The organism is Nostoc sp., from assembly GCF_036917575.1.
GTDB lineage: Bacteria > Cyanobacteriota > Cyanobacteriia > Cyanobacteriales > Nostocaceae > Nostoc.
The window spans coordinates 68,496-94,605 of the sequence record NZ_JBALDC010000018.1 but is presented as its reverse complement, the minus strand read 5'-3'; the positions used below and the strand labels follow the sequence as shown (position 1 = coordinate 94,605).

22 protein-coding genes are annotated in these 26,110 nt (G+C 39.0%); 13 read left to right on the top strand and 9 right to left on the bottom strand.

Annotation, left to right across the window (positions count from 1 at the left end):
- Nucleotides 1-122 precede the first annotated feature (122 nt).
- The 3 genes from frr to V7K79_RS04450 all read right to left on the bottom strand — a co-directional run bounded on the left by frr (nucleotide 123) and on the right by V7K79_RS04450 (nucleotide 2,012).
- Nucleotides 123-671 (bottom strand): ribosome recycling factor, encoded by a 549-nt coding sequence (gene frr, locus V7K79_RS04460; RefSeq protein WP_335045059.1) that lies wholly within the window; start codon nucleotides 669-671, stop codon nucleotides 123-125.
- Nucleotides 658-1,386, bottom strand: coding sequence for a UMP kinase (gene pyrH / locus V7K79_RS04455; protein WP_335045057.1), 729 nt, complete (start codon nucleotides 1,384-1,386; stop codon nucleotides 658-660). Before pyrH ends, frr begins: the two co-directional genes overlap by 14 nt.
- Before the next feature lie 71 nt (nucleotides 1,387-1,457).
- On the bottom strand, nucleotides 1,458-2,012 hold the full coding sequence (locus tag V7K79_RS04450) for a thioredoxin family protein (protein ID WP_335045219.1): 555 nt from the start codon (nucleotides 2,010-2,012) through the stop codon (nucleotides 1,458-1,460).
- A 586-nt stretch (nucleotides 2,013-2,598) separates the two neighbouring features.
- Between V7K79_RS04450 and V7K79_RS04445 the strand changes: the two genes are divergently transcribed.
- Nucleotides 2,599-3,498, top strand: a complete 900-nt coding sequence (locus V7K79_RS04445) for an alpha/beta fold hydrolase (RefSeq protein ID WP_335045056.1) — start codon at nucleotides 2,599-2,601, stop codon at nucleotides 3,496-3,498.
- 42 nt (nucleotides 3,499-3,540) lie between these two features.
- Here the strand turns inward: V7K79_RS04445 and V7K79_RS04440 are convergent, their stop codons facing one another.
- Together V7K79_RS04440 and V7K79_RS04435 are read right to left on the bottom strand one after the other, a co-directional pair.
- Nucleotides 3,541-3,900: a hypothetical protein gene (locus V7K79_RS04440; RefSeq protein ID WP_335045054.1), complete on the bottom strand. Its 360-nt coding sequence runs from the start codon at nucleotides 3,898-3,900 to the stop codon at nucleotides 3,541-3,543.
- Nucleotides 3,901-4,038: 138 nt separating this feature from the next.
- The gene (locus tag V7K79_RS04435; protein WP_335045052.1) at nucleotides 4,039-4,743 is read right to left on the bottom strand and encodes a diacylglycerol/polyprenol kinase family protein; all 705 of its coding nucleotides are present in this window, start codon (nucleotides 4,741-4,743) and stop codon (nucleotides 4,039-4,041) included.
- A 61-nt stretch (nucleotides 4,744-4,804) separates the two neighbouring features.
- Here V7K79_RS04435 and yidD point away from each other — a divergent pair, with 61 nt between their 5' ends.
- The 5 genes from yidD to V7K79_RS04410 all read left to right on the top strand — a co-directional run bounded on the left by yidD (nucleotide 4,805) and on the right by V7K79_RS04410 (nucleotide 7,733).
- Complete coding sequence (yidD, locus tag V7K79_RS04430; protein WP_334911188.1) at nucleotides 4,805-5,056, top strand: membrane protein insertion efficiency factor YidD; 252 nt, start codon at nucleotides 4,805-4,807, stop codon at nucleotides 5,054-5,056.
- 117 nt (nucleotides 5,057-5,173) lie between these two features.
- Entirely contained in the window at nucleotides 5,174-5,401 is a 228-nt protein-coding gene (locus V7K79_RS04425; protein ID WP_335045050.1) for a hypothetical protein, read from the top strand.
- Between the two features lie 45 nt (nucleotides 5,402-5,446).
- Nucleotides 5,447-6,538: a redox-regulated ATPase YchF gene (gene ychF / locus V7K79_RS04420; RefSeq protein WP_335045048.1), complete on the top strand. Its 1,092-nt coding sequence runs from the start codon at nucleotides 5,447-5,449 to the stop codon at nucleotides 6,536-6,538.
- A 515-nt stretch (nucleotides 6,539-7,053) separates the two neighbouring features.
- Nucleotides 7,054-7,293 (top strand): AbrB/MazE/SpoVT family DNA-binding domain-containing protein, encoded by a 240-nt coding sequence (locus V7K79_RS04415; protein ID WP_335045046.1) that lies wholly within the window; start codon nucleotides 7,054-7,056, stop codon nucleotides 7,291-7,293.
- A complete protein-coding gene (locus V7K79_RS04410; protein WP_335045044.1) occupies nucleotides 7,290-7,733 on the top strand; it encodes a type II toxin-antitoxin system PemK/MazF family toxin in 444 nt (147 codons plus the stop codon). Before V7K79_RS04415 ends, V7K79_RS04410 begins: the two co-directional genes overlap by 4 nt.
- A gap of 112 nt (nucleotides 7,734-7,845) precedes the next feature.
- Here the strand turns inward: V7K79_RS04410 and V7K79_RS04405 are convergent, their stop codons facing one another.
- From V7K79_RS04405 to V7K79_RS04390, 4 genes are all read right to left on the bottom strand, one after another.
- On the bottom strand, nucleotides 7,846-8,757 hold the full coding sequence (locus tag V7K79_RS04405; RefSeq protein ID WP_335045042.1) for a hypothetical protein: 912 nt from the start codon (nucleotides 8,755-8,757) through the stop codon (nucleotides 7,846-7,848).
- A 135-nt stretch (nucleotides 8,758-8,892) separates the two neighbouring features.
- Complete coding sequence (locus V7K79_RS04400) at nucleotides 8,893-11,205, bottom strand: hybrid sensor histidine kinase/response regulator (RefSeq protein WP_335045040.1); 2,313 nt, start codon at nucleotides 11,203-11,205, stop codon at nucleotides 8,893-8,895.
- Nucleotides 11,206-11,210: 5 nt separating this feature from the next.
- On the bottom strand, nucleotides 11,211-11,660 hold the full coding sequence (locus V7K79_RS04395) for a response regulator (RefSeq protein ID WP_335045038.1): 450 nt from the start codon (nucleotides 11,658-11,660) through the stop codon (nucleotides 11,211-11,213).
- On the bottom strand, nucleotides 11,654-14,239 hold the full coding sequence (locus V7K79_RS04390) for a GAF domain-containing protein (protein WP_335045036.1): 2,586 nt from the start codon (nucleotides 14,237-14,239) through the stop codon (nucleotides 11,654-11,656). Before V7K79_RS04390 ends, V7K79_RS04395 begins: the two co-directional genes overlap by 7 nt.
- Nucleotides 14,240-15,305: 1,066 nt before the next feature.
- Here V7K79_RS04390 and V7K79_RS04385 point away from each other — a divergent pair.
- From V7K79_RS04385 to V7K79_RS04355, 7 genes are all read left to right on the top strand, one after another.
- The gene (locus V7K79_RS04385) at nucleotides 15,306-16,130 is read left to right on the top strand and encodes a glycosyltransferase family 2 protein (protein WP_335045035.1); all 825 of its coding nucleotides are present in this window, start codon (nucleotides 15,306-15,308) and stop codon (nucleotides 16,128-16,130) included.
- A 93-nt stretch (nucleotides 16,131-16,223) separates the two neighbouring features.
- Entirely contained in the window at nucleotides 16,224-17,450 is a 1,227-nt protein-coding gene (locus tag V7K79_RS04380) for a glycosyltransferase family 4 protein (protein ID WP_335045033.1), read from the top strand.
- Nucleotides 17,451-17,649: 199 nt separating this feature from the next.
- Nucleotides 17,650-19,176: an efflux RND transporter periplasmic adaptor subunit gene (locus V7K79_RS04375; RefSeq protein WP_335045031.1), complete on the top strand. Its 1,527-nt coding sequence runs from the start codon at nucleotides 17,650-17,652 to the stop codon at nucleotides 19,174-19,176.
- Between the two features lie 3 nt (nucleotides 19,177-19,179).
- Entirely contained in the window at nucleotides 19,180-20,553 is a 1,374-nt protein-coding gene (locus V7K79_RS04370) for a tetratricopeptide repeat protein (protein WP_335045030.1), read from the top strand.
- Between the two features lie 2 nt (nucleotides 20,554-20,555).
- Complete coding sequence (locus V7K79_RS04365; protein ID WP_335045028.1) at nucleotides 20,556-23,855, top strand: glycosyltransferase family 39 protein; 3,300 nt, start codon at nucleotides 20,556-20,558, stop codon at nucleotides 23,853-23,855.
- Nucleotides 23,856-23,918: 63 nt separating this feature from the next.
- Nucleotides 23,919-24,887 (top strand): lysylphosphatidylglycerol synthase transmembrane domain-containing protein, encoded by a 969-nt coding sequence (locus V7K79_RS04360; RefSeq protein ID WP_335045026.1) that lies wholly within the window; start codon nucleotides 23,919-23,921, stop codon nucleotides 24,885-24,887.
- Nucleotides 24,888-24,932: 45 nt separating this feature from the next.
- Complete coding sequence (locus tag V7K79_RS04355; protein ID WP_335045024.1) at nucleotides 24,933-26,042, top strand: hypothetical protein; 1,110 nt, start codon at nucleotides 24,933-24,935, stop codon at nucleotides 26,040-26,042.
- The last annotated feature ends 68 nt before the right edge of the window (nucleotides 26,043-26,110 follow it).

The window sequence follows — 26,110 nt, the reverse complement described above, 5'->3', positions numbered from 1 at the left end:
CCCCACAATGGAATCAAGGTTTAACAAAATTAAGTTGCACACGGTGTAAGATACCTAAGAAATGATAAAGGCTGAAGAATTTATCCATTATCCTTCAGCCTTTATGCTTAAGACTTGAGACTTTAAACAGTCGTGATGTCTTTTTCTTTTTCTGCCAACAGCGAGTCTATTTTGGCATTATACTCATTTGTCAGTTTTTGCAAGTTGTCTTGTTGGTCTTTTGATTCATCTTTAGAAATTTCAGAGGCTTTCTCCTGTTTGCGAATCGCGTCTATGGCATCGCGGCGAATGTTGCGAATAGCTACACGACCTTCTTCAGCATATTTGGATGCCATTTTGACGAATTCTTTACGGCGTTCACTTGTTAAGGGCGGAATATTCAACCGGATTACAGAACCGTCGTTACTGGGTGTTAAACCCACATCTGAGAGGGAAATAGCCTTCTCAACGATGTTTAGGGTGTTGCGCTCGTAGGGTTGAATTAAGATCGTCGTAGCATCTGGTGTGCTAATATTTGCCAGTGATTTCAAGGAAGTAGGCGAACCGTAATAGTCCACCAATACCTTATCTAATAGACTCGCATTGGCGCGACCAGTGCGAATCGAGTTAAAAGCTCGTTGAGTTGCCTCAACGGTTTTTTGCATCGTACTTTCAGCTTCAGCTAATTTCACAAGAACCTCCCACAAGGGTGCCGATGGATTCTCCCAAGACTGCTCGGTGGATATTTCCTCGCACCGTTAGGTCAAATACCAGAATTGGGATATCATTTTCTTTACACAAGGCGATCGCAGTACTATCCATCACCCGCAAATCTTGGGCTAAAACGTGCGCGTAGGTTAAGCTATTGTAACGTTTAGCGTCAGGATAAATATGAGGATCAGCATCATATATTCCATCTACTTTGGTGGCTTTAAAAATCACCTCAGCATCGATTTCTGCTGCTCTTAATGCCGCAGTCGTATCTGTAGTAAAAAAGGGATTTCCAGAACCAGCACCAAAAATTACCACCCGCCCTTTTTCAAGATGACGGATGGCACGACGACGGATATATGGTTCTGCTAATTCTTGCATAGCGATCGCGGTTTGGACTCGCGTCTGTACTCCTATGCGTTCTAGCGAATCTTGCAGCGTCATGGCATTCATTACCGTGGCAATCATTCCGATATAGTCAGCGGTTGCCCTGTCCATCCCCGCCGACGCTGCTTTGACGCCACGAAAAATATTGCCGCCGCCAACAACTATGGCGATTTGAGTCCCAGTGGCTATCACCTCTGCTAATTCTTGTGCTATTCCTTTGACCACTTCTGGATCAATGCCATAGCCCATGTTGCCCATTAAGGCTTCACCGCTCAGTTTGAGTAAAACCCGTCGGTAATTGGTTCCCATGAAGTTACGCTTTATCAAAAAAGTTGCAATTGCCTCCAATTTAAGATAGCAGTTACAGGGACTATCTATGTCTAGTTACGCCAAATCAATGTAGTCCCGACTGGTTCTGTTTGTGGTATTACTATTTCTTCACCTCTAAACAGAGAAGCGATCGCAGTTCTCAAATAATCCTCTCCCACTGATAATGGCTCTTGGGGATAACTATCAATTTTACCTTTGTAACGGACTATACCATTTTTGTCTATGAGAAACGCCGTTGGTGTTTTTGTTGCGCCGAAACTACCAGTCACATCTTGCGTTGAGTCCCACAGGTAGGGGAAGTTCAACTGGTGATGTCGGGCAAAAGCTTTCATATTTTCAAAGCTCGATCTAGTGTTGTAATCAACATTACTACCATTGAGTCCAATTAGTGTAAAGCCTTTTAGGGCAAATTCGGCTTGAATGTTTTTTAGCCTGCCTAAATACCGCTCTACATAAGGGCAGTGGTTACACATAGAAATAACGCCGACTGCTCGGAACTTTTCAAGATAACGCCTGAGATGGTGTACTTGACCATCAATTCCTGGCAGTTCAAAATCTGGTGCGTAGCTCCCAACGGGAGTATCAATTCTTTCTAGTAAATTCATCATTTCTGGCTCGCAGAACTAAGAACAAGAAAAATATTGTTAAATTCAGCGTCAGTTTCCAGTTGCAAACCACCCTTTAGCCGATGCCTCATATTCGCCAATCTTATAGACCAAATTTGCGCTCGTAAATTGTGAAACTACTGAATCTAGCACTGATACTAATTCACTCACATCTAAAAAATAGCCAAAATATTACTCATATTAGATCAATTATGATTTCTAATACTGAGGTAATCTCAGTTATTGTCATTAGTTATTTGTCATTAGTCATTTGTCCTCTGTTACAAAGTTCTGATGCCTGCGGCGGGCTGCACCAACGGATAGCGCAGCTTCTTCGAGTCCGCGAGCGTCGGAAACCTCCGCTTAGACTTTGCGCTTTGTTATTTGCGATTCCAAAGGACAAATGACCAAGGACGACCATAACAAAAACTTTCACAATTTCATTTAGGATTGCTATATATGTATAGGCTATCACTAGAGCAAAGGATTTATTTTGAAAATATGATAAATTTTATGCAAATTAAAAACAATTTTACTTGTGCTTTGCTGTTGAAAATCTTTTAGCATTGTTTACATCAAATTTACCATGACAACCTCAAGTTCAAAAACAGCACTTAACTCTACAAAAACCTGGATTTGGCAAGATTTTCCAATCTGCTATCAAACCCAAGGAACTACTGGGCCAGCTGTTGTCCTGGTACATGGATTTGGTGCTTCTTGGTGGCACTGGCGAAAAAATATTCCTGTATTAGGAGAAAATTGCCGTGTTTATGCGATCGATTTGATTGGTTTTGGCGCTTCTGCAAAACCTCAACCTGGTGAAAAAATTACCTACACATTAGAAACCTGGGGACAGCAAGTAGCAGATTTTTGCCGGGAAGTTGTCGGTGAGCCAGCTTTTTTAGTCGGAAATTCCATTGGCTGTATTGTTGCCATGCAAGCAGCAGTAAGTAACCCAGATATTGCCTTGGGAGTTGCTTTGCTCAACTGTTCTTTACGGCTGTTGCACGATCGCAAACGGGTAACTTTACCTTTATCTCGTCGTTACGGAGCGCCTTTGCTGCAACGGGTGTTATCTATTAAACCAGTTGGTGATTTCTTTTTCAATCAACTCGCCAAACCAAAAACAGTGCGGAAAATTCTGCTGCAAGCTTATGCGAATGCTGAGATGGTGACAGATGAATTAGTAGATATTCTCACTTCACCAGCAAGCGATCCGGGGGCTGGGGCTGTGTTTCTTGCTTTTACTTCTTATTCTACAGGACCATTACCTGAAGACCTTTTGCCACTGTTACCCTGTCCGGCGATTATCTTGTGGGGAACAGCCGATCCGTGGGAACCAATTAAATTAGGGAGAGAATTAGCTAACTTTCCGCAAGTAGAAAAGTTTATTCCTTTAGAGGGGGTAGGGCATTGTCCGCAGGATGAAGCGCCGGAGTTAGTCAATCCGATTTTACTCGATTGGATTTTGGAGCGATCGCGGTAATCATCTGTGAGAGGTTATAATAGAGTAAATTTTGTCAATCAGCTAAAAAACACTTGCATACTGACTGTAAACAATAAAGACGACAATTCCAACGAAAATAAAGAGGACTAAAGTAGCTATTAAACCACGATGTCGAGAGACAACATCAAGAAGTACTAGTAGCCAGAATAAGGCAATCTCAACTGCGCTAGCAATGAACACAAGTCTGAAATTTAGTTCAATTTTTGGAGCCTGTAAACCGAATAAATAAAGCCTTGCTAAAGATAGAGAACTGCCTTCACGAGCGGACGATATTATTAGCTGCGACTGGACCAAGTTAACTAATAACCAAATAATTACTATGCCTCCCATTACTGTCAATACAACAGCTAGTCCTTTAAATAATCGATTTATAAGCATCATTTTTTGCTCCTAAAAGAAAATTTTGACATAATGATAAGTATTATTAAGTTCAAAGATATCGTCCAATTTCCTTTCTAAATCTAAAATATAGTGCTACTTTCTTTAAGACATTGTTTGAAATAGTATTCAAGGCAATTACTAATTCAACAAAACTAACTGAGTTAAAAAGAAGGCAAGTGCTGCACTGCCCAAGGGAACTGTCAAATTGTCAATACCTAAAAATGAAACAGCTTCTAAACCAGTAGCGATAAATGCAACTAACAGGGATATCGCCCAAGTTTGCCAACTGTTTCCTTGAGTTCCAACTAAAATCAAACTACTTACGAGATAGCTAACGAGCATCATAGTTAGGGAGCCTTCCCAACTTTTTTGCGTACCAAAAACTTTATACTTGTGTGTACCAAAGCGTTGCCCAATCAAGGCTGCTAATCCATCTCCCCAAGTCATTATCAAAATTCCGAGTGCTGCGTATTGGGGTTGTTGCAAATACCAAAACCAAGCAACTAAAATACCGAAACTCACAGAGTAAAAAAATGTCCCTAAACTTTGCCGTCCAACGCTATTAATACCAGGAAGAATGGGCAATCGGTAGGATAATAAGGTGATTGCACTCGCTAAAATAGAAGCTGTAATCCCTACACTGGCGGGAATATTGAGCCACCAAGCGATTAAAATCACATTACCAGTGCCAATATGAACAATCTTCCGCACAATTTCTGAGTTGGCGGTGAAGCGGTTTACCACCCATGCAATCAGGAGTATAAGTAACACCCAAATTGTAGCCAACGCAATTTGCAGCCAGAAAATCGGAATTGAGGTGAAGTCAGAAAATGTAATTAACAAAGATGCGACAAAATGAAAATTTTTATCCTTGTTACTAATTTATAAGATTTGGGTAGCTGCAATGAAATTATTATTTATTTGGCTGATTCGGGGCTACCGAATGTTTATCTCGCCGTTGTTTCTCCCGACTTGTCGCTTTCAACCAACTTGTTCGATGTATGCTATTGAAGCTATTGAACGATTTGGAGTGTTACGTGGTAGCTGGATGGCAACTCGGCGGATTTTGCGCTGTCATCCGTTTCATCCAGGTGGTTACGATCCAGTGCCAGAGGTGGTAGAAAAGCAGAGAGGCAATGGGGCAGAGGGGAAATAACTAATGCCCAATGCCCAAGTTAAGGAAGTGTTCGAGGGTATAGCTATTTAGGGAGATGTCAACAGATGAGGTTCTCATTTAGCGTGGGAAAGTTGAATAATTTAATTTAGACTTCCGATGATTAATCCCACTGCGATTTCTATACCCGATCCACAAATTCCTACTCCTGGCCCGAGTCCGCTACCGAGTCCCAATCCTGAGCCAAATCCGCTACCGAGTCCCGAACCTGTACCAGGGCCAGCGATTCCCCAACCTTTACCTGGGCCTGTACCAGAACCAGTACCTGCTCCCATTCCTCAGACGGTTCCAGAACCAATTCCCCAAACCATACCGGAACCTGTTTAGATTACCTTGGTAATGTAATCTAAAATCCCAAATCTAAAATCTAAAATGCTAAGAGCCGGAATTGTCGGACTTCCCAACGTCGGAAAATCTACTTTATTTAATGCTGTAGTTGCTAATGCCAAAGCAGAAGCAGCTAATTTCCCTTTTTGCACGATTGAACCGAATGTCGGCGTTGTCGCAGTACCGGATGAACGGTTAAATGTTCTTGCTAAGATTGCCAGTTCGGCACAAATTATCCCAGCGCGGGTGGAATTTGTAGATATTGCCGGTTTAGTTAAAGGTGCAAGTCAGGGTGAGGGACTAGGAAATCAATTCCTGTCCCACATCCGGGAAGTTGATGCGATCATCCATGTGGTACGTTGTTTTGAGAATGACGATATTATCCACGTTGCTGGTTCTGTTGACCCAGCACGAGATATTGAAATCATTAATATAGAACTCGGTTTATCAGATTTAGCACAAATTGAGCGGCGAATTGACCGCACTCGCAAACAAGCTCGTACCAGCAAAGATGCGCAATTTGAAATCACAGTTTTAGAAAAGTTAGCTGCGGCTTTAAATGAAGGGAAATCGGTGCGTCAGGTGAGCTTGAATGAAGAAGAAGCAGTAATTATTAAAGGACTGGATCTGCTCACTTATAAGCCAATTATCTACGCGGCGAATGTATCTGAAGATGAGTTGGCAACTGGTAATCATTTTGTAGAAACAGTGCGGCAAATTGCAGCAACTGAAAATGCCCAAGTTGTGATAGTTTCGGCTCAAGTTGAAGCTGAATTAGTGGAATTACCAGATGAAGATAAAGCGGATTTCCTTGCGTCTTTAGGTGTGGAAGAAGGCGGTTTGAAATCATTGATTCGGGCAACCTACACCCTTTTAGGCTTGCGAACATATTTTACCTCGGGCCCTAAAGAAACCCGCGCTTGGACAATTAATATGGGAATGTCTGCACCTCAAGCTGCTGGTGTAATTCACAGTGATTTTGAGCGGGGATTTATTCGCGCCGAAACTGTTGCTTATAAAGATTTAGTAACAAACGGTTCGATGAATGGGGCGAAGGAGAAAGGGTTGGTTCGCAGTGAAGGGAAAGAGTATATTGTGCAGGAAGGGGATGTAATGTTGTTCCGCTTCAATGTGTAGGCGTAATTAATGAGTGGCCGTTATCGATAAGATAATGGTCAACTTACACCAAGTTGCGATCGCTATAAATAAATTGACATTTTTTTCAATGCGTGCATCAAATGCTAGGCGATCGCAAATAAACCAGTAATCCTCAAAACATAGTTGCAATCAAGCAACCAACTATAATGCTTCTTTATCTTCCAGCCAAGCTGTAAGATATGCCATTGATGAGAAATTTAGGAGCGCCAAGGCTAAATACTTGCAGTCATTCCAAGCTCAAGGTAAAAATATGTAGGTGTAGCCCGTCGCAGGTATGGCGTACCTGTAGTAACAGCTGCTCCACTCGTCGCGTTAAAAGAAGGAGGACAAGCGATGGTTTTCCCTTTATCATTGCCTTGCTAGGGGACGTTGACACCCGTTAAGAAAACATGTATCTTCAAAGTATATACGTCAGACAAACTTTTAAAAGTATTTCACTCCGAAAATCTAAAATTCGGGCGTGTAAATCGCTAACAAAATTTTTGGAGATAGCTATGACCGCAGTTGTTGCTAAATGGGGAAATAGTTTAGCTATTCGGATTCCAAGAGCTGTAGCTGAACAAGCACATGTAACCGAAGGGACAAATATAGACCTTAGTGTGGAAGGTAATAACATTATAATTACACCACAAAAAAGAAAAAAGTACACCCTTGATGAGTTGCTCGAAGGTATGACTCCTGATAAATTTCATCCGGAATTTGAAACTGGAAACGCTGTGGGGAATGAAGATTGATAGTTAATCCATACTTTCCGAAAAGAGGAGATATTATCAAATTAGAATTTGGAGCTACACAGCAGTTTACGGTTGATTCGATTCAGCGTGCATTTGCCCTTTACGCATCAGGAATGTCATTTGATGACATTGCTAGGACAATGAACAATGAACTACAACAGCAAGGGCGGGAGCAAATGGGCTACCGCCCTGTTCTTGTTATATCTCCAATTAAATACAATCGAATGGCTTCTTTAGTTTTAGCGTGTCCGATAACTAGTAAAATAAAAGGGCTTAGTTTTGAAGTTCCACTTGTTGAGGGAATGCAAACAAAAGGAGTTGTGTTATCCGACCAAATTAAAACACTCGATTGGAAAGCTAGAAAGGTAAAATTTGTTGAGAGCGTTTCACAAGATTTAATAGAAGAAGTACAGGCAAAGCTCGAAACATTAATTTTATAAAACTAATTTTATTTAGATTTAAAAGTGCGATCGCACTCTCAACAAGCTAAAAGTGGATAGCACAAAGAATGTCCGCCCTCAAGTTTTTGCACAGGTTATCAAAGGACATAGTTCAGCTACTTTCACCTAAAATGTATACATAGGAACCCAAATTCTCATCATCTGTACCAACTACTACACCACCTTCTGCACCGGGAACAAGTTCCACACCTTCAATTTTGTGATAATCAGAGCGGTAGAGAGGAACAAATTGAGAATTTTGTCGCCATACAATTTTATTGCCATGCCATCCCAAGTAACCAGCGACATACACAGCTGACTGAAATGGGCCATCATCTCCGGCATCACTTGCTGAAGTGATATATACAACTCCTACGGGGTCTACCTTAATATCTGAAATATGGCGAACATTTCCAGATGGAAACGGTACTTTCAGATTGGTAGAACCTACGAGGGTAATTTGATATTTAGCTAAATCAAATATTCCCCAAAAAATAGTTGCTGGTTGTTCTGCTTCACCTCTATGTCCCCAAATAGCAACTAATTTACCATCTATATTTTGTAGTCCAAATGCTTCAAAATTATTTCCTTGAATAATTCCTGGTAGATTGAATTCCTTGATAATAGAGATAGTCTTCTTGGCAGGCTCTAACCTGATGTAATAAGCTTTTCCAGAACTGCTTAAAGCGATAAATGAGAATTTTGTTTTTTCTGGAACAGATGTTAAAGCTTCTAAATCTATGGGTAATTCTATGTTACTCGGCCAGTTCAATGGAAAATATTCAGGTTGATTTTTACCCTTAATGCTGATGATTGCTAAACGACCTTGGTTTTTTTGTTTGTTGTCATGGACAATCAGAAAATCGAGCGTATTGCTTTGTTGCTCTATCAACGCTATACCACTGATACCGAAAGGGATGCCACCACGAAGCGGACGCCAATCTTGCGCCCAAACTTGCAGGGATATGAGTAACAATGCACCTAAGACTACTATATTGATAATTAACTTAAGGAACCGAGGCATATTGATTTAGCCAAGCTGTGAGTATCGGTAAAACGAGTGTGTTAACGAATGCTCAATCATATCAAATCCAAGCAATTTGTACTTATATTAATAAAGCAGCGTTTTGTACTCACATCTAACAGTATAATTACGTAATTAGTTGACTTTTGATAGTACTTTCTGTAAAGAAAGCAATAATTCGTTGACAGTATAGGGCTTCGACAAAAATGTATTGACACCAATGGCTGCTACTGCACTGAGCTTATTGTCAGACATAAGTCCACTGCTGGCGATAATTCTGACTTGGGGGTTGATTTTTTGCAAGGTACGGATGGCAGTTAAACCATCCAGTGAGGGCAGCATAATATCCATGAGGACGGCACTAATTTTGTCTTTATTTTGAGCATATAACGCGATCGCCTCAATGCCATCGCTGGCAACTAAGATTTTATAGTTGTAAGCTTCTAATGATGTTATCGCAATCTCTTGAATGGCTGCTTCATCATCCACAACCAAAATCAATTCTCCATGTCCTGTGTGTGGTGGCAAATCTTTGGGGCTAGTTGTTTCCATTCCCTCTACACCTGGTAAGTAAACCTGAAAGCTAGTCTCACTCCCCGGCTCGCTATACACGTTTACAAAACCTTCGTGACTTTTAATAATCCCCAGTACTGTGGAAAGTCCTAAACCAGTGCCTTGTCCGACATCTTTTGTCGTAAAGAATGGCTCAAAAATTCTATCTAGCATTTCTTTAGGAATACCAATTCCAGTATCAGAGACAGTAATCACTATGTAAGGCCCCTCTTTGGCTTCTAGGTTCATACGGGCATAATTTGCGTCAATCAACATATTTTCAGCAGAAATACTCAAAGTACCGCCATTGGACATAGCATCGCGGGCATTAACGCAGAGATTCATCAGCACTTGATGCAATTGGGTACTATCTCCAGAAACCATCCACAAATCTTGCGGTACATTAGTGCTGATTTCTATCGATTTGGGAAAGGTCTCTTTAAGAATCTTGGCAATTTCCACAATTATATGTTTGAGTTGCAAAGTGATGTGCTTCCCTTCTACACCCCGCGTAAAGGACAGCACTTGTTTGACCAAATCAGCACCGCGTCTAGCGTTGATTTCTAAAATTTCTAGGAGATGACGAGTTCGCTCATCTGCATTGGGAAATTTCAACGGTAGCAGTTGCGCTCCTGCCAAAATCGGTGTCAGGATGTTATTGAGGTCGTGAGCAATACCACTAGCTAAAGTACCAATGCTTTCCAGGCGTTGAGCGCGAAATAATTGGGCTTCTAGATGCTTTTTCTCGGTAATATCTGTGTCAACGGTGAGAATTGATTTGGGTTTTCCTTGTTCATCGCATACCAGACTCCAGCGACTAGCAACAAGGATTTCTTTGTTCGTTTTAGTAAGTTTTGTTAACTCGCCCTGCCACTTACCTTGACTAATAACTTGCAATAAAGCCGCTTCAATTTCCGGTGAAGGTTCGTCATACAAAAGCTCGCTAGCATTTTTGCCCCAAGCCTCTGTAGCTTGCCAGCCGTAAAGTATTTCTGCGCCTTTGTTCCAGAAGATAATTTGATTGTTTAAATCTCGAACGCAAATGGCATCTGTAGCGACATCTAGTAATGCTGCTTGTTCGTGAATTTTTTCTTCTGCTAATTTGCGTTCGCGTAGCGCAGCTTGCTGTTCGCGTAGCGCAGCTTGTCGTTCGCTAATATCTATACTGGCACATGTCACCCCGACAATTTCTTGGGTTTCATTTCGTAGTGGCTCGACAGTTAAATCGTAATATCGTGTTGTATCTTTGATGGTAATTGATACTTCCTCTCGCGTTCCTATGCCTGTAGTCAGCACCCCACGTTTAATTGTAGTGAGATGTTGAGCATCTTCTACTGTGATGATATCTAAGTCTTGCTTGCCCAATATTTCCTCAACTATCAATCCAGATGGAGGATTGTAAACCCAGGTGTACCGTAAATCTTTATCTTGGTTGTAGACAAAAATTGGAGAGTTTTTCAGTGCAACCCGAAATCGCTCTTCACTCTGCCGCAGTGCATTGTCTGCCCGTTGACGTTCGATGGCATAACGCATAGAACGCACTAGCAAGTCGCCAGTTACTTGCCCCTTCACTAAATAATCCTGCGCTCCTTGTTGCATTGCGCTAGTTGCCAAGGTTTCATCATTTATACCCGTCAGCACAATAATTGGAGTTGCTTTTGCCTGATTATGAGCGATGACAAAGGTTTGTAATCCCTGGCTATCTGGCAGCGAGAGGTCTAATAAAATAACATCAAAAATTTCGTTTGTTAGATAGTTGACTGCTTCATAAAGCCGTTCAACGGGCATTAACTCAACTACAGCTGTAGTAACTTCTTTGAATAACTCTTGTAACAATAAGACATCACCAGGGTTGTCTTCTACTAACAAAACTTTAATAATATTTTCACCTGCCATTTCCACTACTCCGGTGGCAGTTTTACAATCTCAAACCAAAAATTTTCTATTGATTGGACAATTTTAACGAATTGATCGAAATCTACTGGCTTAGTTATATAACAGTTAGCAAAAAGGTTATAGGCCTTGAGGATATCCTCTTCAGCCTGGGAAGTAGTCAAAACTACTACAGGAATTCGTTTGAGGTTTTCATCTCCTTTTATTTCTGCTAATACTTCTCGTCCATCTTTTTTCGGAAGGTTAAAATCGAGTAGTACAATATCTGGATGAGGTAATCTAGCATATTTTCCCTGTTTTCGCAAGAATGCCATTGCCTCTACACCATCTTCGACTACGTTCAAGTGAATTGAAATTTTACTATCTTCTAGGGCGATGCGTGTAAGTTGGACATCGCCAGGATTATCTTCTACTAACAAAACCTCAATAGGCATAATCGCTGTTATGGTATTTACCATTGCTTACCTGCTCTATGTGGAATTGTGAAGTAGAAAGTCGAGCCTTGATTCGGTTTCGACTCAACCCAAATCCGGCCGCCGTGGCGTTCAATAATTTTCTTACAAATTGCCAGACCAATTCCAGTACCCGGATATTTGTCTCTACCGTGCAAGCGCTGAAAAACTATAAAAATCCGTTCAGTATATTGTGATTCCAAACCAATTCCATTATCGCGCACCCAGAACAAATATTCATTTTCAGTGAGAAACTGAGTATTGTTATTCTTCTCTGCCCCTCTGCCCCTCTGCTCCTCTGCTCCAGACTTCCCACTCCCCACTCCAATATGAATTCGTGGCTGTTGACGATCGCAAAATTTGATCGCGTTGGCAATCAGGTTTTGAAATACTTGTGTTAATTGGGTAGCATCAGCCATCACTTGAGGTAGAGTATCGTAAGTGATAACTGCCTTTCTATCTGCGATCGCAACTTGAAGATTAATCAGCACCTGTTCTAAGACAACACTACAATCAACTGATACTAAAGGCTGTCCACGGGTGCTGACGCGCGAATAGTTCAACAAATCGTTGATTAGGGTCTGCATCCGACTGGCCCCATTAACTGCATAGGCAATAAACTGATCTGCATTGGCATCCAGTTTGTTTTTGTATCTCCGCTCTAGCAGTTGTAAATAACTAGTTACCATCCGCAACGGCTCTTGTAAATCATGGGAAGCTACGTAGGCAAATTGTTCTAATTCCGCATTAGAACGAGTAAGTTCCTGACTTTGCTGGGTTTCTTTTTCTAATAGTTGTGCTTGGGATAAAGCAATCCCAATTTGGTTTGCTAATTGCTGTAACAAATCCATCTCAAACTGATTCCACTGTCGAGGTGCGTCACACTGATGAGCTAGCAATAAGCCCCAAATATCGTCCCTGATAAGAATCGGCACTACGAGGTTAGCCCTGACAGCAAACTGCTGAAGAAATTCTCGATGGCATGGTTGAATATGAGCAGCTTCAATGTCTTCAAGGGCAGTTACTCTTCCCTGGCGATATCTTTCTATATATTCTTCTTTAAAGCAAGGGTCAAAAATATTTTCTCCTAGAATTACTGGCCAACTAGGCAGCACTGCCTCTTGTACCACTGTTCCCGAACCGTCAGTTTCCAGTCTAAAAATTGATACACGGTCAGCTTGTAGTAGTTTTTGTACCTCTGTAACAGTGGTTTGAAGAATTTCATCTATCTGTAAAGATTCTCGGATTTTAAGGGTGATTTGGGCAAATAGTTGCGATCGCAGATTTTGCCGATTTAATTCTTCATCTGCCCGCTTGCGATCTGTGATATCAGTATAAGAACCAACCATCCGCACTATATCACCCAATGCGTCCCAAAGTGCTTGTCCTCGATCTAGAATCCATTTATAGCTGCCGTCTCGGCACTGGACTCGATATTCACAGACGTAAAACGGTGTTTTCTTAGCAAAGTGGTCTTGGAAAGTCTGAAGTACCCAATCTCGCTCATCGGGATGGATTCGTTTTGTCCATTCATCCCAACGGTTGGAAACTTCGCAGTCTTTATAGTCGAGCATTTCCTTCCATCGAGTTGAGAAGAACACTTCATTAGTTTTGAGGTTCCAATCCCAAATACCGTCATTATTACCATGTAATGCTAATTGCCAACGTTCTTCACTTTCTTGTAGGGCTTCTGCTGTTCTCCGTTGTTCAGTAACGTTTTGGAAATAAACAGACAAGCCGTCTTTTGCCGGATAGGCATGGACTTTAAGCCACTGCTGCTGTGGCAGATAAAACTCCTCAAATTCGACACTAACCTGTTCTAAGATTGCCCTGCGATATTCATAATCAAATGTTGTACCGATAATTTCTGGAAATACCTCCCAGATGTTTTTACCCAATAACTCATTGCAAGTTTTTTGTAATAGTTGTTCTGCTTGACCATTTATATAGGTGAATTGCCACTTTTGATCCAAGGCAAAAAAACCATCAGTGATACTTTCGAGAAGATTGGTGATGCGGGTTTTGGTGGCTTCAGATTGGGCATGGGCTGCTTGTTCATGCGCCACTAGTTTTTCAGTAACTTTAGATACCTCACTTATATGACGCCTGAGTTCTAGTTGGTCGATTACTAAGCGACTCAAATCCACAAACGCCTCCACTTGTTTTTGGCTTAGTTGTCGTGGAACTTGGTCAATTACACACAGAGTTCCCAATATATCTCCCTTCGGAGTAATTAAGGGTACACCTGCATAAAACCGTATATATGGATAGCCACTTACTGCTGGATTACTTGCCAACTTCTCATCAGCTAAGGTATCATAAATCACTACAACATGACGCTGCTCTTGGCAAAGATAAGATAATCCAACACTCCGGGGCATTTCCGATACATCTAAACCTACTTTTGCCTTAAACCATTGACGATTTTCATCAATGAAATTTACCAAAGATATGGGAGTGCCACAAATAAATGCCGCTAACTGAGCAAGATTGTCATAAGCTTTTTCGGGTTCGGTGTCAAGAATCTGATACTGGCGGAGGGCTTCTAACCTCACCGCTTCTGTATCAATATTTCCAGCTTCCATTAACTTTTTTTAATGTGATATTCAATTTGCAGTTTGACTACTTTATGAATAGATTAACCTTTTTTAATATTAGTTAACCATCTGTCTGCTTTTGATTATTCAGGGGAGTCTTTGAAAGTTTTTTGAAAAACCTACATTCATATTTTAGAAAAGCTATGCCTAGCAGTAAACTACTTGCTGTCTACGCCGCAAAGTTAGGGAAATTTATCTGTTAAGGCAAGCTGTTCTTGAGCAGGAGAGGCAGGGGGAGAAAAAAGCTTAAGTGAACGGTATTGGCTGATATAACATATTCCAGGGACGCGATTTATTCCTTTATGGATGGAAGAAACAAGTCAAATCCTCTTCCCTTCTGCCTCCTGCCTCTTGCCTTGTTTCTTGAAAGAGGGTTATCTAAATGTTATGTATGCAACAAAACCCACGTCTTTTAGCGATCGCCTATATTTGTGATGATCCGTAGGGAAAAATGGATAAAGTCGAGCTTACCATAATTATAAAATTTACCGTATACTTACTTATTTTTTATCTATAGCAATCGCTATTTTAAAAATAGTGATTATTAAGTATGAATATGAGTCTCTGTAATAACACACAAAAAGTTAATAATTTATTTTTTTTAGTTAAAGAATAAATAGTAAAAATACTATTAAAAACAATAAATTCGCTTCTTTAAAAACTATTAGCAAAAATAATAGATTAAAAAAAATGGCTATAAATACTGATTGATTTTATAACTTTAGAAATTATATTTGTTTACAAGGATAGGATTTTTAATGAACAACTGGATTGCAATTTTAGATTTATTTGATCTAAAACAATACTAGTTAAATTAAATAACTTATTTTTTTGCTACCAATCTTCTGGCTAAAATTGATTAGCAATTAATCAACTAGCTAATAATATTGACTCAGAGTATAGATATACATCTAAATATTACTAACATTTTGATTATTAGCAAATGTTATTAGTTATCTGTATATGCAGTATTCAAAATATTTTGGAAAATATTTATAAATTGTCTATCAAATTGTATTTTTAACATTATAACGAGAGTTTTTTTAGTGAAAAAATGATCAAACTAACTGCTAAAAACATATTTGAAAATTCTGATCTTAAACAAGAGATATTATCTCCTAATTATTCAATTACTATAGTTATCCCATGTCTTAACGAAGAAGGAAATTTAGAACGGCTCCTGCTTAATATAGAAGAAGCGTTTAAGGATATGGGCTTTAGTTTGCCAGTACTAGTGGTTGATGATGGTAGCACAGATAATAGCTATCAAATTCTCAAGAAAATGAGTGAAAAATGCGATTATTTAAGCATCATTCGCCATCCCTATAGGCTTGGTGTAACTGGAGTATGGAAGACGGCATTAGATTATGTCAGAACCGATTGGATATTTTGGGGACAAGCAGACTTAGAGTCAGATCCCCGGACTGACTTACCATTACTATTAAAAGCTTGTGTACCAGGGGTAGATGCAGTGGCTGGTTGGCGGCAGAAACGGGGGGATAGGAAGATTCTTGCTTCTAAATTAGCCAATACTACTTGTCGTTTACTCTTTGGTTTAAAAATCCATGATATGAACTGGATCAAACTAGTCCGTCGTGATTTATTATCGGCTTTGCCAATAGAAAAAATTACCCATCGCTACCTATTAGCAGTATTAGCAGCACAGGGATATAACGTTACAGAAGTTCCTACACCCTGGCATCCTCGGCACTCGGGAACAAGCAAGTTTGGCAAAAAGCGTCTTCTGACTTCAGCTATTGATTTTGTCAAGTTGTGGTGGTGGTTTCATACTCAAGGTCGTTTAATTAATCAACACCAAGAGAAAAGCATTGGTTCAGTTATAAACTATTTTGATGTTGTTCAACAGGAAATAATCTAGTCAATTAAACTAGCCATAAATAAACCCAGAAGGAGTTAGTCATATTCTTCTGGGTTTAATTTTTATCCCCAATGTAGTAATTTTTTTATATTTATGAATATTCAAGGTAAACACATTTTTGTTGTCACTTCTGTATATCCTACAACTGCTGACTGCAATCATGGTGCTTTTGTACGTGAGGCAATTTTACGCTTACAAATAACAGGGGCCAAGTTTACAGTATTTGCTCCTGCCTATGAAGGTTCTAAAAGCCATGTATTAGATGGAGTAAAAGTATTTCGCTTTCGCTACTGCCCAAAACGTTTTGAAAACTTGGCAAGGGATGGCGCTCCTACCAAGTTACAAAGACAACCTCTTTATTTGATAGTTGCTGCTTTTTATATCTTGTTTGGTATGTTGCAATTGTTTTGGGTATGCTGCAAGGAAAAGCCAAATTTACTCCAGATTCATTGGCCCTTTCCTCATGGGTTAATTGCTTTACCTGCCAGCATATTATTGGGTATTCCGATGGTATTTAGTTTCCACGGAGCCGAACTCATGTTAGCTAATAAGTTTGGTTTTGTGACACATATCCTCCGTTGGTTACTGTTTCTCGCTAAAGGTGTGACAGCTAATTCTTCTTTTACTAGTGGGTTAATTCGTAAGCTTTATGATGGGCCTGTTACCGTTATCCCTTACGGTATGACTATAAAGCCAAAGCCACCTAAAAAACGTTCTCCAGAGGAAGTGCCTAAGCTTTTGTTTGTTGGTAGGTTAGATGAACGTAAAGGTTTGCGATATTTATTAGCAGCTCTACCTTCGGTCTTAGCCAAATATCCTGTACGCTTACGCGTTGTGGGCAAGGGAATTCTCGAAGATGAGATTAAATCACAGTGTGATGCGATAGGTCTAAATGATGTAGTAGATTTCCTTGGCTTTGTCAGTAAAGAAGAATTAGCTGATGAATACGCTGGGTGTGACATATTTGTACTACCAGCAATTGTAGATAGCAAGGGCGATACTGAAGGCTTAGGAATAGTAATGATAGAAGCTTTAGCCCATCAAAAGCCTGTAATTGCCAGTGCTGTAGGGGGAATTGTCGATGTAATCCATTCTGGAACTACAGGATTATTAGTACCAGAAAAAGACCCAGAAGCTTTAGCACAAGCAATCTTGACTTTATTATCAAATCCCACTAAAGCCCAAAAAATGGGTCAACAAGGTTTAGCAGATATACAAGTTCGTTTTAACTGGCATAACATTACACCTATGTGGCAGCAAGTACTGGCAAACGCATTGAATAACACTGTACCCGCAAAAGCTACCGGAACTATTGCTTAGTAAAAATTTGCAATTAATTGTGATTTTTATAAGGAATGTTAGTTTGTTCTCCATTCAGGGAAGTATTCATATAACCTTTACACGATTAATTGTGATTTTTATGAGGAATATTAGTTTGTTCTCCATTCAGGGAAGTATCTATATAGCTTTTACAAAAATACTTAAATAAATCCAGACTTGAATAACGTTTCCGTATACCATGACACAACAACGTCTTCTTTTAACTCGCGGAATTCTCACTACTTGCGTAGTAGCCCCTTTAGGTTTAATGGGGATTTTAAGCTTTACTGTACTTTTTCCTGCTCTCAAAGACCCAGGTTCAAGATTTTACTCTTCAGGTTTTGGTTATCCAGCTTTACAACGTATGGCTGGTAAACCTATCCAAGTAGAAACTGCGTTAGTAGAGTCAAAAAGTTTAGAGGATAATCTAGCTGCTCCTGGTGAATCTGTTGGTATGGAGGAGGTGAATGTTCGTTCTTTAGTATCGGGACCTGTAGAAAAACTTTTCGTTGAGGAAGGGCAATGGGTGCGCCAAGACCAACCACTGCTCCAGTTACAAAAAGCTCCCTTTGTAAATGGAGTAAATACGGCTCGCAATAACCTCACTATTGCAGAAAAGAACCTTACAACCGTGGAAAACTCAGTATCAGAAAAGTTATCAGACTTGAAAGAGGATGTTAAGTCTGCTCAAGATAGGTTTTATTCAGCTAAAACTAGACTAAGAACAATTGACAAACTTGCAGATCAAGAATTAAACAACAATATCCAGGCTGCTCAGGTAAGGGTAGGGACTGCTGAAGAGAAACTGAGACAAATTAAAATTCTAGCAGATCAAGGAGCAATATCCAAGTTTCAACTCTATGATATGCAAGATATCTATGCAACTCGCAAAAGAGAATTAGCAGCTGCTCAACAGGGAATTATTAGTACCCAAAGCCAGCAATTTACCAACCAAGATTTCTACATTGCTCGCCAGAACGACTTCATTTCTTCTCACCAAGCTCTGTCATTAGCCCAGCAGACACTAGATAAAGATGTAAAAAATGCTCGCCTGACAGTTGACAATAGAAGAATAGAACTGCAAGAGGCTCTGAGAAATTTAAGTAGAACAGTTATATATGCCAGCACCGATGGTTTAGTGAGTTCGGTAAACATAAATGCTGGTGAAATAGCGGATGCACGAGACCGTAACTCATTAATAACCTTAACTCAGAATGTTGTATTTAAGGCTTACATTGATCAAGCTAGGCTTAATGCAGTCAAAGTGGGTAATAAAGCTATAGTGCGCTTGGTGGCATATCCTGGACGTACTTTTGAGGGACGAGTCATTCAGTTGAATCCAACTGTACAAACTAATACTAATAAGCCCAGTAAAGTGGGTATTGACCGACAATTTACTTATTCTGTTTGGGTTGCTATTGATAAGTTGCAAATGCCTCCGGGTTTGCAAGGTTATGTTCAGTTTACTGAGCAAAGTAGAACAGCTTTAATGATTCCAGAAAGTTCTGTTACTCATTTATCTGCTGGTGAAGGTATGGTGATGGTTGCCGAAGCAGGCAAAGCTGTTGTGAAAAAAGTCAAGCTAGGGAGAACATTTGATAATCAGCGTGAAATGCTGGCAGGCCTAAAGTCAGGAGAAGAAGTAGTGTTATCTCCCTTAGCTCTAAATCCAGGCGATCGCCTAAATACCAAATCTGCATCATTGCCAATCGCAGAGAGAAATTAACAGATGAATAAAAGTTATTGGACTTACAGATTTTTTGCCTTTACTAATTGGTTTAATCGAGAAAGGATTACTCTGTTAATTGGCTCTATTTTACTATTACTAGGAGCCATCTATCCTTGGTATCGGTTACCTCCAGAAACCCTAAAAGCATTCGGTACGAATCTATTTTGGGCAAATGCTGTGAGAGTGCCATTAGCTTTGTGTGCGATCGCAGGTTTTACTTACACTTTTGCATTTCATGTTCGACAAGCTCCACGCTTAGTTTTTTGGGGTGCATTAATACCAATATTACTTTTTCCCTATTTCATTACAACTTGGTCACCTGCTATATCTTTTATTGCAGCAGAATACTATAACCAGGGAGAAAAAGTATCATCTCATGTAGATAAAAATTTCTCAGAAGTTCAAGCTCAATGGAAACAGAATATAGTTTTGGATAATCCAGATGTTCCTGCTTCTACTTTTGGCATGGAAATTGATGATAGCCGATTTTTTCAACTTCCATCATGGGATAAAGTTATCCTTGAAGGATTTGGCTATAAAAATAGTTTTTTTGCTTTTATTGGGCAAGGTTGGAGCTTCAGCCTAATTGGAGTGCTGATTTGTCTAATGGGCCTTTATTTAGCCTACGAACAGCAGGGAATCAATTCTCTAACTAAAGATATGAAAATATTAGTGCCTGTGAGCTTACTATTATTTTCTGCTATTTTAGGCTCTCATATTTATTTTAATATTGTTAATTATCAATTAAATGTGCAGTTTGCTAAAGGTGAATATTCTCAAGTAGTAAACACCAGTCAATTTTTAACAAGATTGTATCCACCTTTGCAGGGAGATGAAGAATTTTTAGAGCGCCTGGCAAGAGCAGAGTTATATACAGATACAGCCGAACCAGGATTAATTAATTTCATTCAGGGTCTAGAAAATTATAAAGATAGTAATTTTTTAGAATCAGAAAATTATTTTCAAAAATCTTTAGAGATTCAGCCTAACCGCTTTTTAGTAAGAGGGTATTTGGTGGCAGCCGTTTTGAATAGAGGTGTTAATTATTTCAACGAACCTAATACTAGAAATGCTGGTACAGCAGCAGATATTTTTGAAAAAACATTCAGCATATTTCCCGGTCATGTTGAGGCTTTATATGACCTGATGCTAGCCAGAGTTGTTAATGGAGAATTTCAGAAATCGGCTGAAGTTGCTAAACAAATCATAGAAGGGCAGAAGTACTTTCAAGAACCAGGGATTGGTTTAATGGGACAAGCCTATGTCCATCTGACTTGGGATGAATATAACAAAGGTAATATTAGTAAAACTTGGGAAAGATACCGTCAATCGGTTGACACCAAAGCTTGGGATGAATCAGGAGTAGAGGAATAATAATGGAACGTTCAGAGCGTTGGTTACCATTGGGGTTGATATTAGCTTTAGGATTATTACTGGGAAGTTTGATGTTTTCTATTTGGGAGAAAATACCTACTTCTGTAGAGCGCGTAAATTGGTCGCAACAAGCTCAGTGGATTGCCCCTCAAACACCTACTTACCGTTTTTATACACGCAATACCTTTAATTTACCTGATAATCCAAAAGCAGGCTGGCTACGAATAAGTGCTGATAATGACTTTACCCTGTATGTAAATAGCAGACCTATAGCAAGAGAAAATAGTGTTCTCAATAATTCTCTTGGATTAGGTGCAGGATTGAGAATACCTTTTCAAGGCATTAATGATAGTAATCATTACAATACTAAAACATCAGTCAATTATTTACTGGCTAGTTCCAATGACTGGAAATTAACTGCTTATATAGACATAACTCGTTATTTACGACCAGGTAAAAATGTTATTGCATTAGAAGTTCAAAAAGGAAAAACTAATCCTCATGTAGTTGTTGAAGGGGCTGTTTATCCTACAGATGATGCTAAACCGATTAGTTTATCAACGGGAGAAACTACCTGGAGAGTTTCTAATCTGTCAGAAACTCGTCAATCTCTTCAATGGTTTGACCGAGATTTTTCAGATGAAAACTGGTCAGAAGCTAAATTACTGGGTTCAGTTCAAGAAGCAACTTACAGTCGCTTAAGTAAAAATTTATTTGACCGCCCTTTACAGGGTAATTGGATTACAGGAAATCAAAGTTCTCAAGGGCAAGCATGGCTTAGAGGTAGTTGGCAAATACCAACAGATCGGATTTCTCGCGCCTACATTCGATTTGCTGGGCAAGGTGCATATTCTCTGTTACTCAACGGCAATCTTATTAATAGTTATAAAAACGAAAACAACAAGCAGTTACATATTTTAGAAATTACAAGCTTTCTAAAACCTGGAAATAATACATTAACTGTAAGCTTAATTAGTTCATTAAATACCGTATTAACAGGGAATAACTCTATTAACCCTAATAGTATTCTTAATTTTTTTCTAGATGGATGGGCAGAAACAACAACTGGCGAAATTGTTGGCGAAATTACCACTGATAATACTTGGACAGGTTTAAATCAACCTATATCTAGATGGACAGAAGGTGCAGATGAGGATAAACCTGTAAGTCTTTTAGGTAAACCTAAAGCAGAAGGTTTCCAACGCAACTTTGAAGGTAATGCCTATCTGCTCAATTATCCTAATTATTTATGGCATCAAAGTCTATGGCTAATAGGAGGAGTTGTCTTTGCCGTAATTTATGCTTCACTTTTAGGTTTATGGCTGGGATATGGGAATCGTTGGTGGGATAATTTTGTTGCAGGATCTGCAATACTTTCACCAAGTACTTTATTTTTAGCGACTATTGGTTTACTAAAACACCGCTTTGCAGAAGCAGAAGTTGGATTACTATTTGCCCAACCACAAAGCAACTATATAATATTGTTTGGGTTTACAGCCGTAATTATATTGACATTAGTTTACATTCGCGTCAATAGAAAGATTAATAAATTACCTTTATCTTTTATTTGGTTCTCGCTGGGTTTAGTAGCTTGTGTTAGTTTCAGCTTGGCATCAGGTGGAAATGTCTTCTTTGTCTTTAGTTTAGCGTTTGTAGCAGCGATTATTGCCTACATTTTCGTTTGGATGCAGAAACGGGAACAATCACCAATCCGAGTATTGCAAGATAAATTTAATCTCATACAGCAGAGATGGCCAATTTGGGGTGAGTGGATATTTCTCATCCTCATCGTCAGTGTAGGGTTTGGGCTGAGGGTTTATAACCTTGGTTTTATCGACTTAGACTCTGATGAAAATACTTCCCTAGACGCTGCTAGAGGAATCCTTCGCACGGGCGCACCCATAGCTACTTCTGGTATTTGGTATACTCGTGGGCCTTTTTATCATTACTTGCTAGCTCTTTGGTTACGAGTAGTGGGAGATTCTATAGTTAATGCTCGCTTGCTATCTGCGCTTTGGGGTACAGCTACTCTAGTTTTAGTCTATATCTTTGCTCGCCAACTAACTGGAAAGGTTTGGATTGCTCTAGTAGTAACAGCAATTTTAGCTATCAACCCTTGGGAACTTTGGTATTCACGCAATATACGTTTTTATCAGGTTCTGCAATGTTTAACTATTCTATCTTTATGGTCATTCTTCAAGGGTTTTATTGAAAAATCTGGAAAGTATTATCAACACCTCTTCTTTATCTCTTTTACTTTAACTTTAATAACTCAAGAGATTAGCCTAACTCTACTGCCAGTATTTTTAATTGGTTTCCTTTATTTTTATCGTCCGTTTAGCTTATTGCAAGACTGGCACATTATTTTAGGATGTGTAGTTACTTTAGCTATTTTTATATATGACCTTGGTTTTGCGGCTATCCGTCTTTTAACTCCTTTGGCTGCAATATCTGACAGTACGGCTAGTTATCTAAGGCTACACTTTTCTGATATTACAATGTTAATTTCCAATATATTTATTGGTTCTAATAGAATGCAAATAATTTATAGTTGCTTCTTCTGTATAGGAATACTTTACTTTTTTAAAAAATCTGACCCTATATTATCTTTCTTTTTTGTTTTGTTTCTCTCTCAAGTAATTATTGTAACTCTTCTTACTTATCAATTACAAGAACGCTACATTTACAGTGTTTATCCAATATTTATCTCGCTAGCTATTTACAGCATGATATGTTTAGTGGAAACTATTGGGAATCAATTACAGGTAACAACAAATGGATTTATATCTATAAAAAATGCTATGTTGATATATAGTTTGATAATAATAATTATTAACTCACAACCAACTAAAGTATTAGCGGCTTATTCGGAAACAATTAATAGAAATAATACCAAAATCTTTGAGTATATACAACAACATAAAAATCCAGCAGATATAGTTATTTCATCTACCCCTTCATTTGCTGCAATTAACTTAAACAGGTTAGATTATTTTTTAATGGGAACAGAATATTTAGATGCTATTTACTGGCATAACGGGACATTAATTGATAGGTGGGCTGGTGGAGTAGTAGTCAATAATATAGATCAAATAAATCATATATTAGAAAGACATCAACGTGTATGGATTCATATAGATGATGCCAGAAGAGGGAGATTTGAACGCAATACTTGGGAGTATATCGAAACATTAGGTAAACCAGTTATAGATAGCTTTGGAACTCGTTTGCGATTTTGGCAGCCAGAAGATGGATTACCAAAACGTATACCCAATCAAGGCAAAGATTTAGGTGCTTATTAATTAAGATATCTGTATTTATCAACTGATTAATACAGATTTATATATAGAATAAAATATAAGAAAATGAAAATCAAACCAATCACATTCATCAAAACAACTGTAAGTATTGGTATACTTGCTTTTGTATTTACTCGTATAGATTTTATTCAAGCATGGAATCAGTTTAAACATTTATCTTTATCCTTTATCATCCTAGTTTTGGTCTATTACACTGGTTGCCAGTTTTTAAGTTGCTGGCGCTGGCAGATTGTTATTAATTCGAGCGGTCATTCAGCACCAATGAGCAGTTTGCTTAATAGCTATTTTGCAGGAATGTTTCTCAATATTTTTTTACCAGGCGCTCTTGGAGGAGATGTATATCGGGTTTATAGAGTTGCTCAAGTAACGAAAGATTCAGAAGTTGCATTAGTATCTGTATTTTTAGAAAGATTTACTGGGTTAGCAGCTTTATCTGCTTTGGCTTTAATTGGGCTACCTCCCGCTTTTAGATTAATAGGACGCTGGGATATTATTTTGTTATTTATTGCCTGTTTAGGTGCTTTAGTAGGAGCAGTCTTACTCATATCAAGCCCCAGACTATTAATATTAGCAGAACCTTGGTTAGAAAAGTTTCGGCTTGGCAAAGTAGCTGCTCGTTTTGCTAAAATTCAAATTCTGTTGCGAAAATTCGCCCAGGATCGTACAGCCCTAGCTGTGTCAATGGGGTTATCCATTTTACTACAATTGGCTATAGTTTATTACCACTACCTTGTGGCGCAACAGTTAAAAATACCTATTTCTTATTTACAGCTTTTAGTATTTATTCCCATCATCGTAGTAGTTACCTTGCTGCCCATATCTTTAGGAGGGCTGGGTCTAAAAGAGGGTTTATGGATTTACCTGTTCAATCGTATTGGCTTAACGACAGAACAGGCTCTGCTGTTATCCCTAACAATTACAGCCTTCAGCTGGTTGTTGAGCTTGCCAGGAGCTTTTATTTTGCTTTTGGATTCAACAGGATTTCAATTAGCAAGGCAAGGAAAAATGGAATGAGGTAGTAGGATAACAACTTTGAGATCAAGAAGGAGAAATGAGACGGTGAAAAAGCAATATTTAGCAGCTTGGTTAGTTTTGTTATTGCTGCTGATGACTAAAACTACTATGGTTTTTGCTAAACAACGTAGCAATTATCCCAATAGGCAGTTTGAAGTAAGTTTAAGAACAGAACAAAGTAATCTATCTCAGCGTCAATTATCCCAAAAAACAGATTTTGAGCATGAATCAACTGATTTAATCGCCAATGTTCTCTATCCACGTTTGTCAGATTTGCATAAATCAATGATGACCAATGGTGCTAATGGTGCAAACGTCCTTTGGATACGTAATCAGGCTAGAAATTGGTATATTGAAGATCAACGATATGGAGAAGACTTAATCATTGGTGGGTTGGTCAAGAATGATCCACAAGCCATTGAAGCAGGATTTAAAATGTTTGATTGGGGATTCGCCCACCAAGCTAATGATGGTAGCTTTTTTATAACGGGCGATCGCTTTCACAGCACATCTTTCTTTGTAGAAGCTGTTGCTCATACCCTTCTAGTAATACAACAATCTCCATATTCTGAAAAGTATGCTGACCAAGTAGCCAAATATAAACCTTTGGTGCATCGTGCAGCTCGATGGATGATTAAGCCAAATATCTGGAAAATCGGAATCGGACGTAATAAACCATACACCCATCGTCGTTACTTAGTTGCAATAGCTTTAGGACTTACGGGTAAATTAACTGGCGATCAAGAACTGATTGAGTACGCCCACAAGTCTCTTAAAGATGGTTTATCTCTGCAACGTCCAGATGGCGTTAACCCAGAAAAAAATGGACATGATAGTAGTTACCAGATGGTAGGTGTGATTTATGCCCAGCGATGGGTGACATACTTTCCGCAAGATGAAATAACACCTAAAGTTGTAGCGATGATCAACAAGTCGCTGCTATGGGAGCAGACAAGAATGTTGCCTTCTGGAGAAATTATTACTGAGGGCAATACCCGCACTGCTGGACAGGAAAAAGGACGTTCTGGAAAGGTAAAAAGTATGGATAGAAGACCAGTATTACGTGCTTTTGCTTATTGGGCATCTGTTACAAATAATCAAAAGTGGGAAGAAAGTGCCCGTAAATTAACAAAATTTTACTATAAAATACCGTAAATTTGACTACACATTATCAGAAAAATGATTTGCGGGATCTAAGTCTCTCGAAAAACCTGTATTTCAGA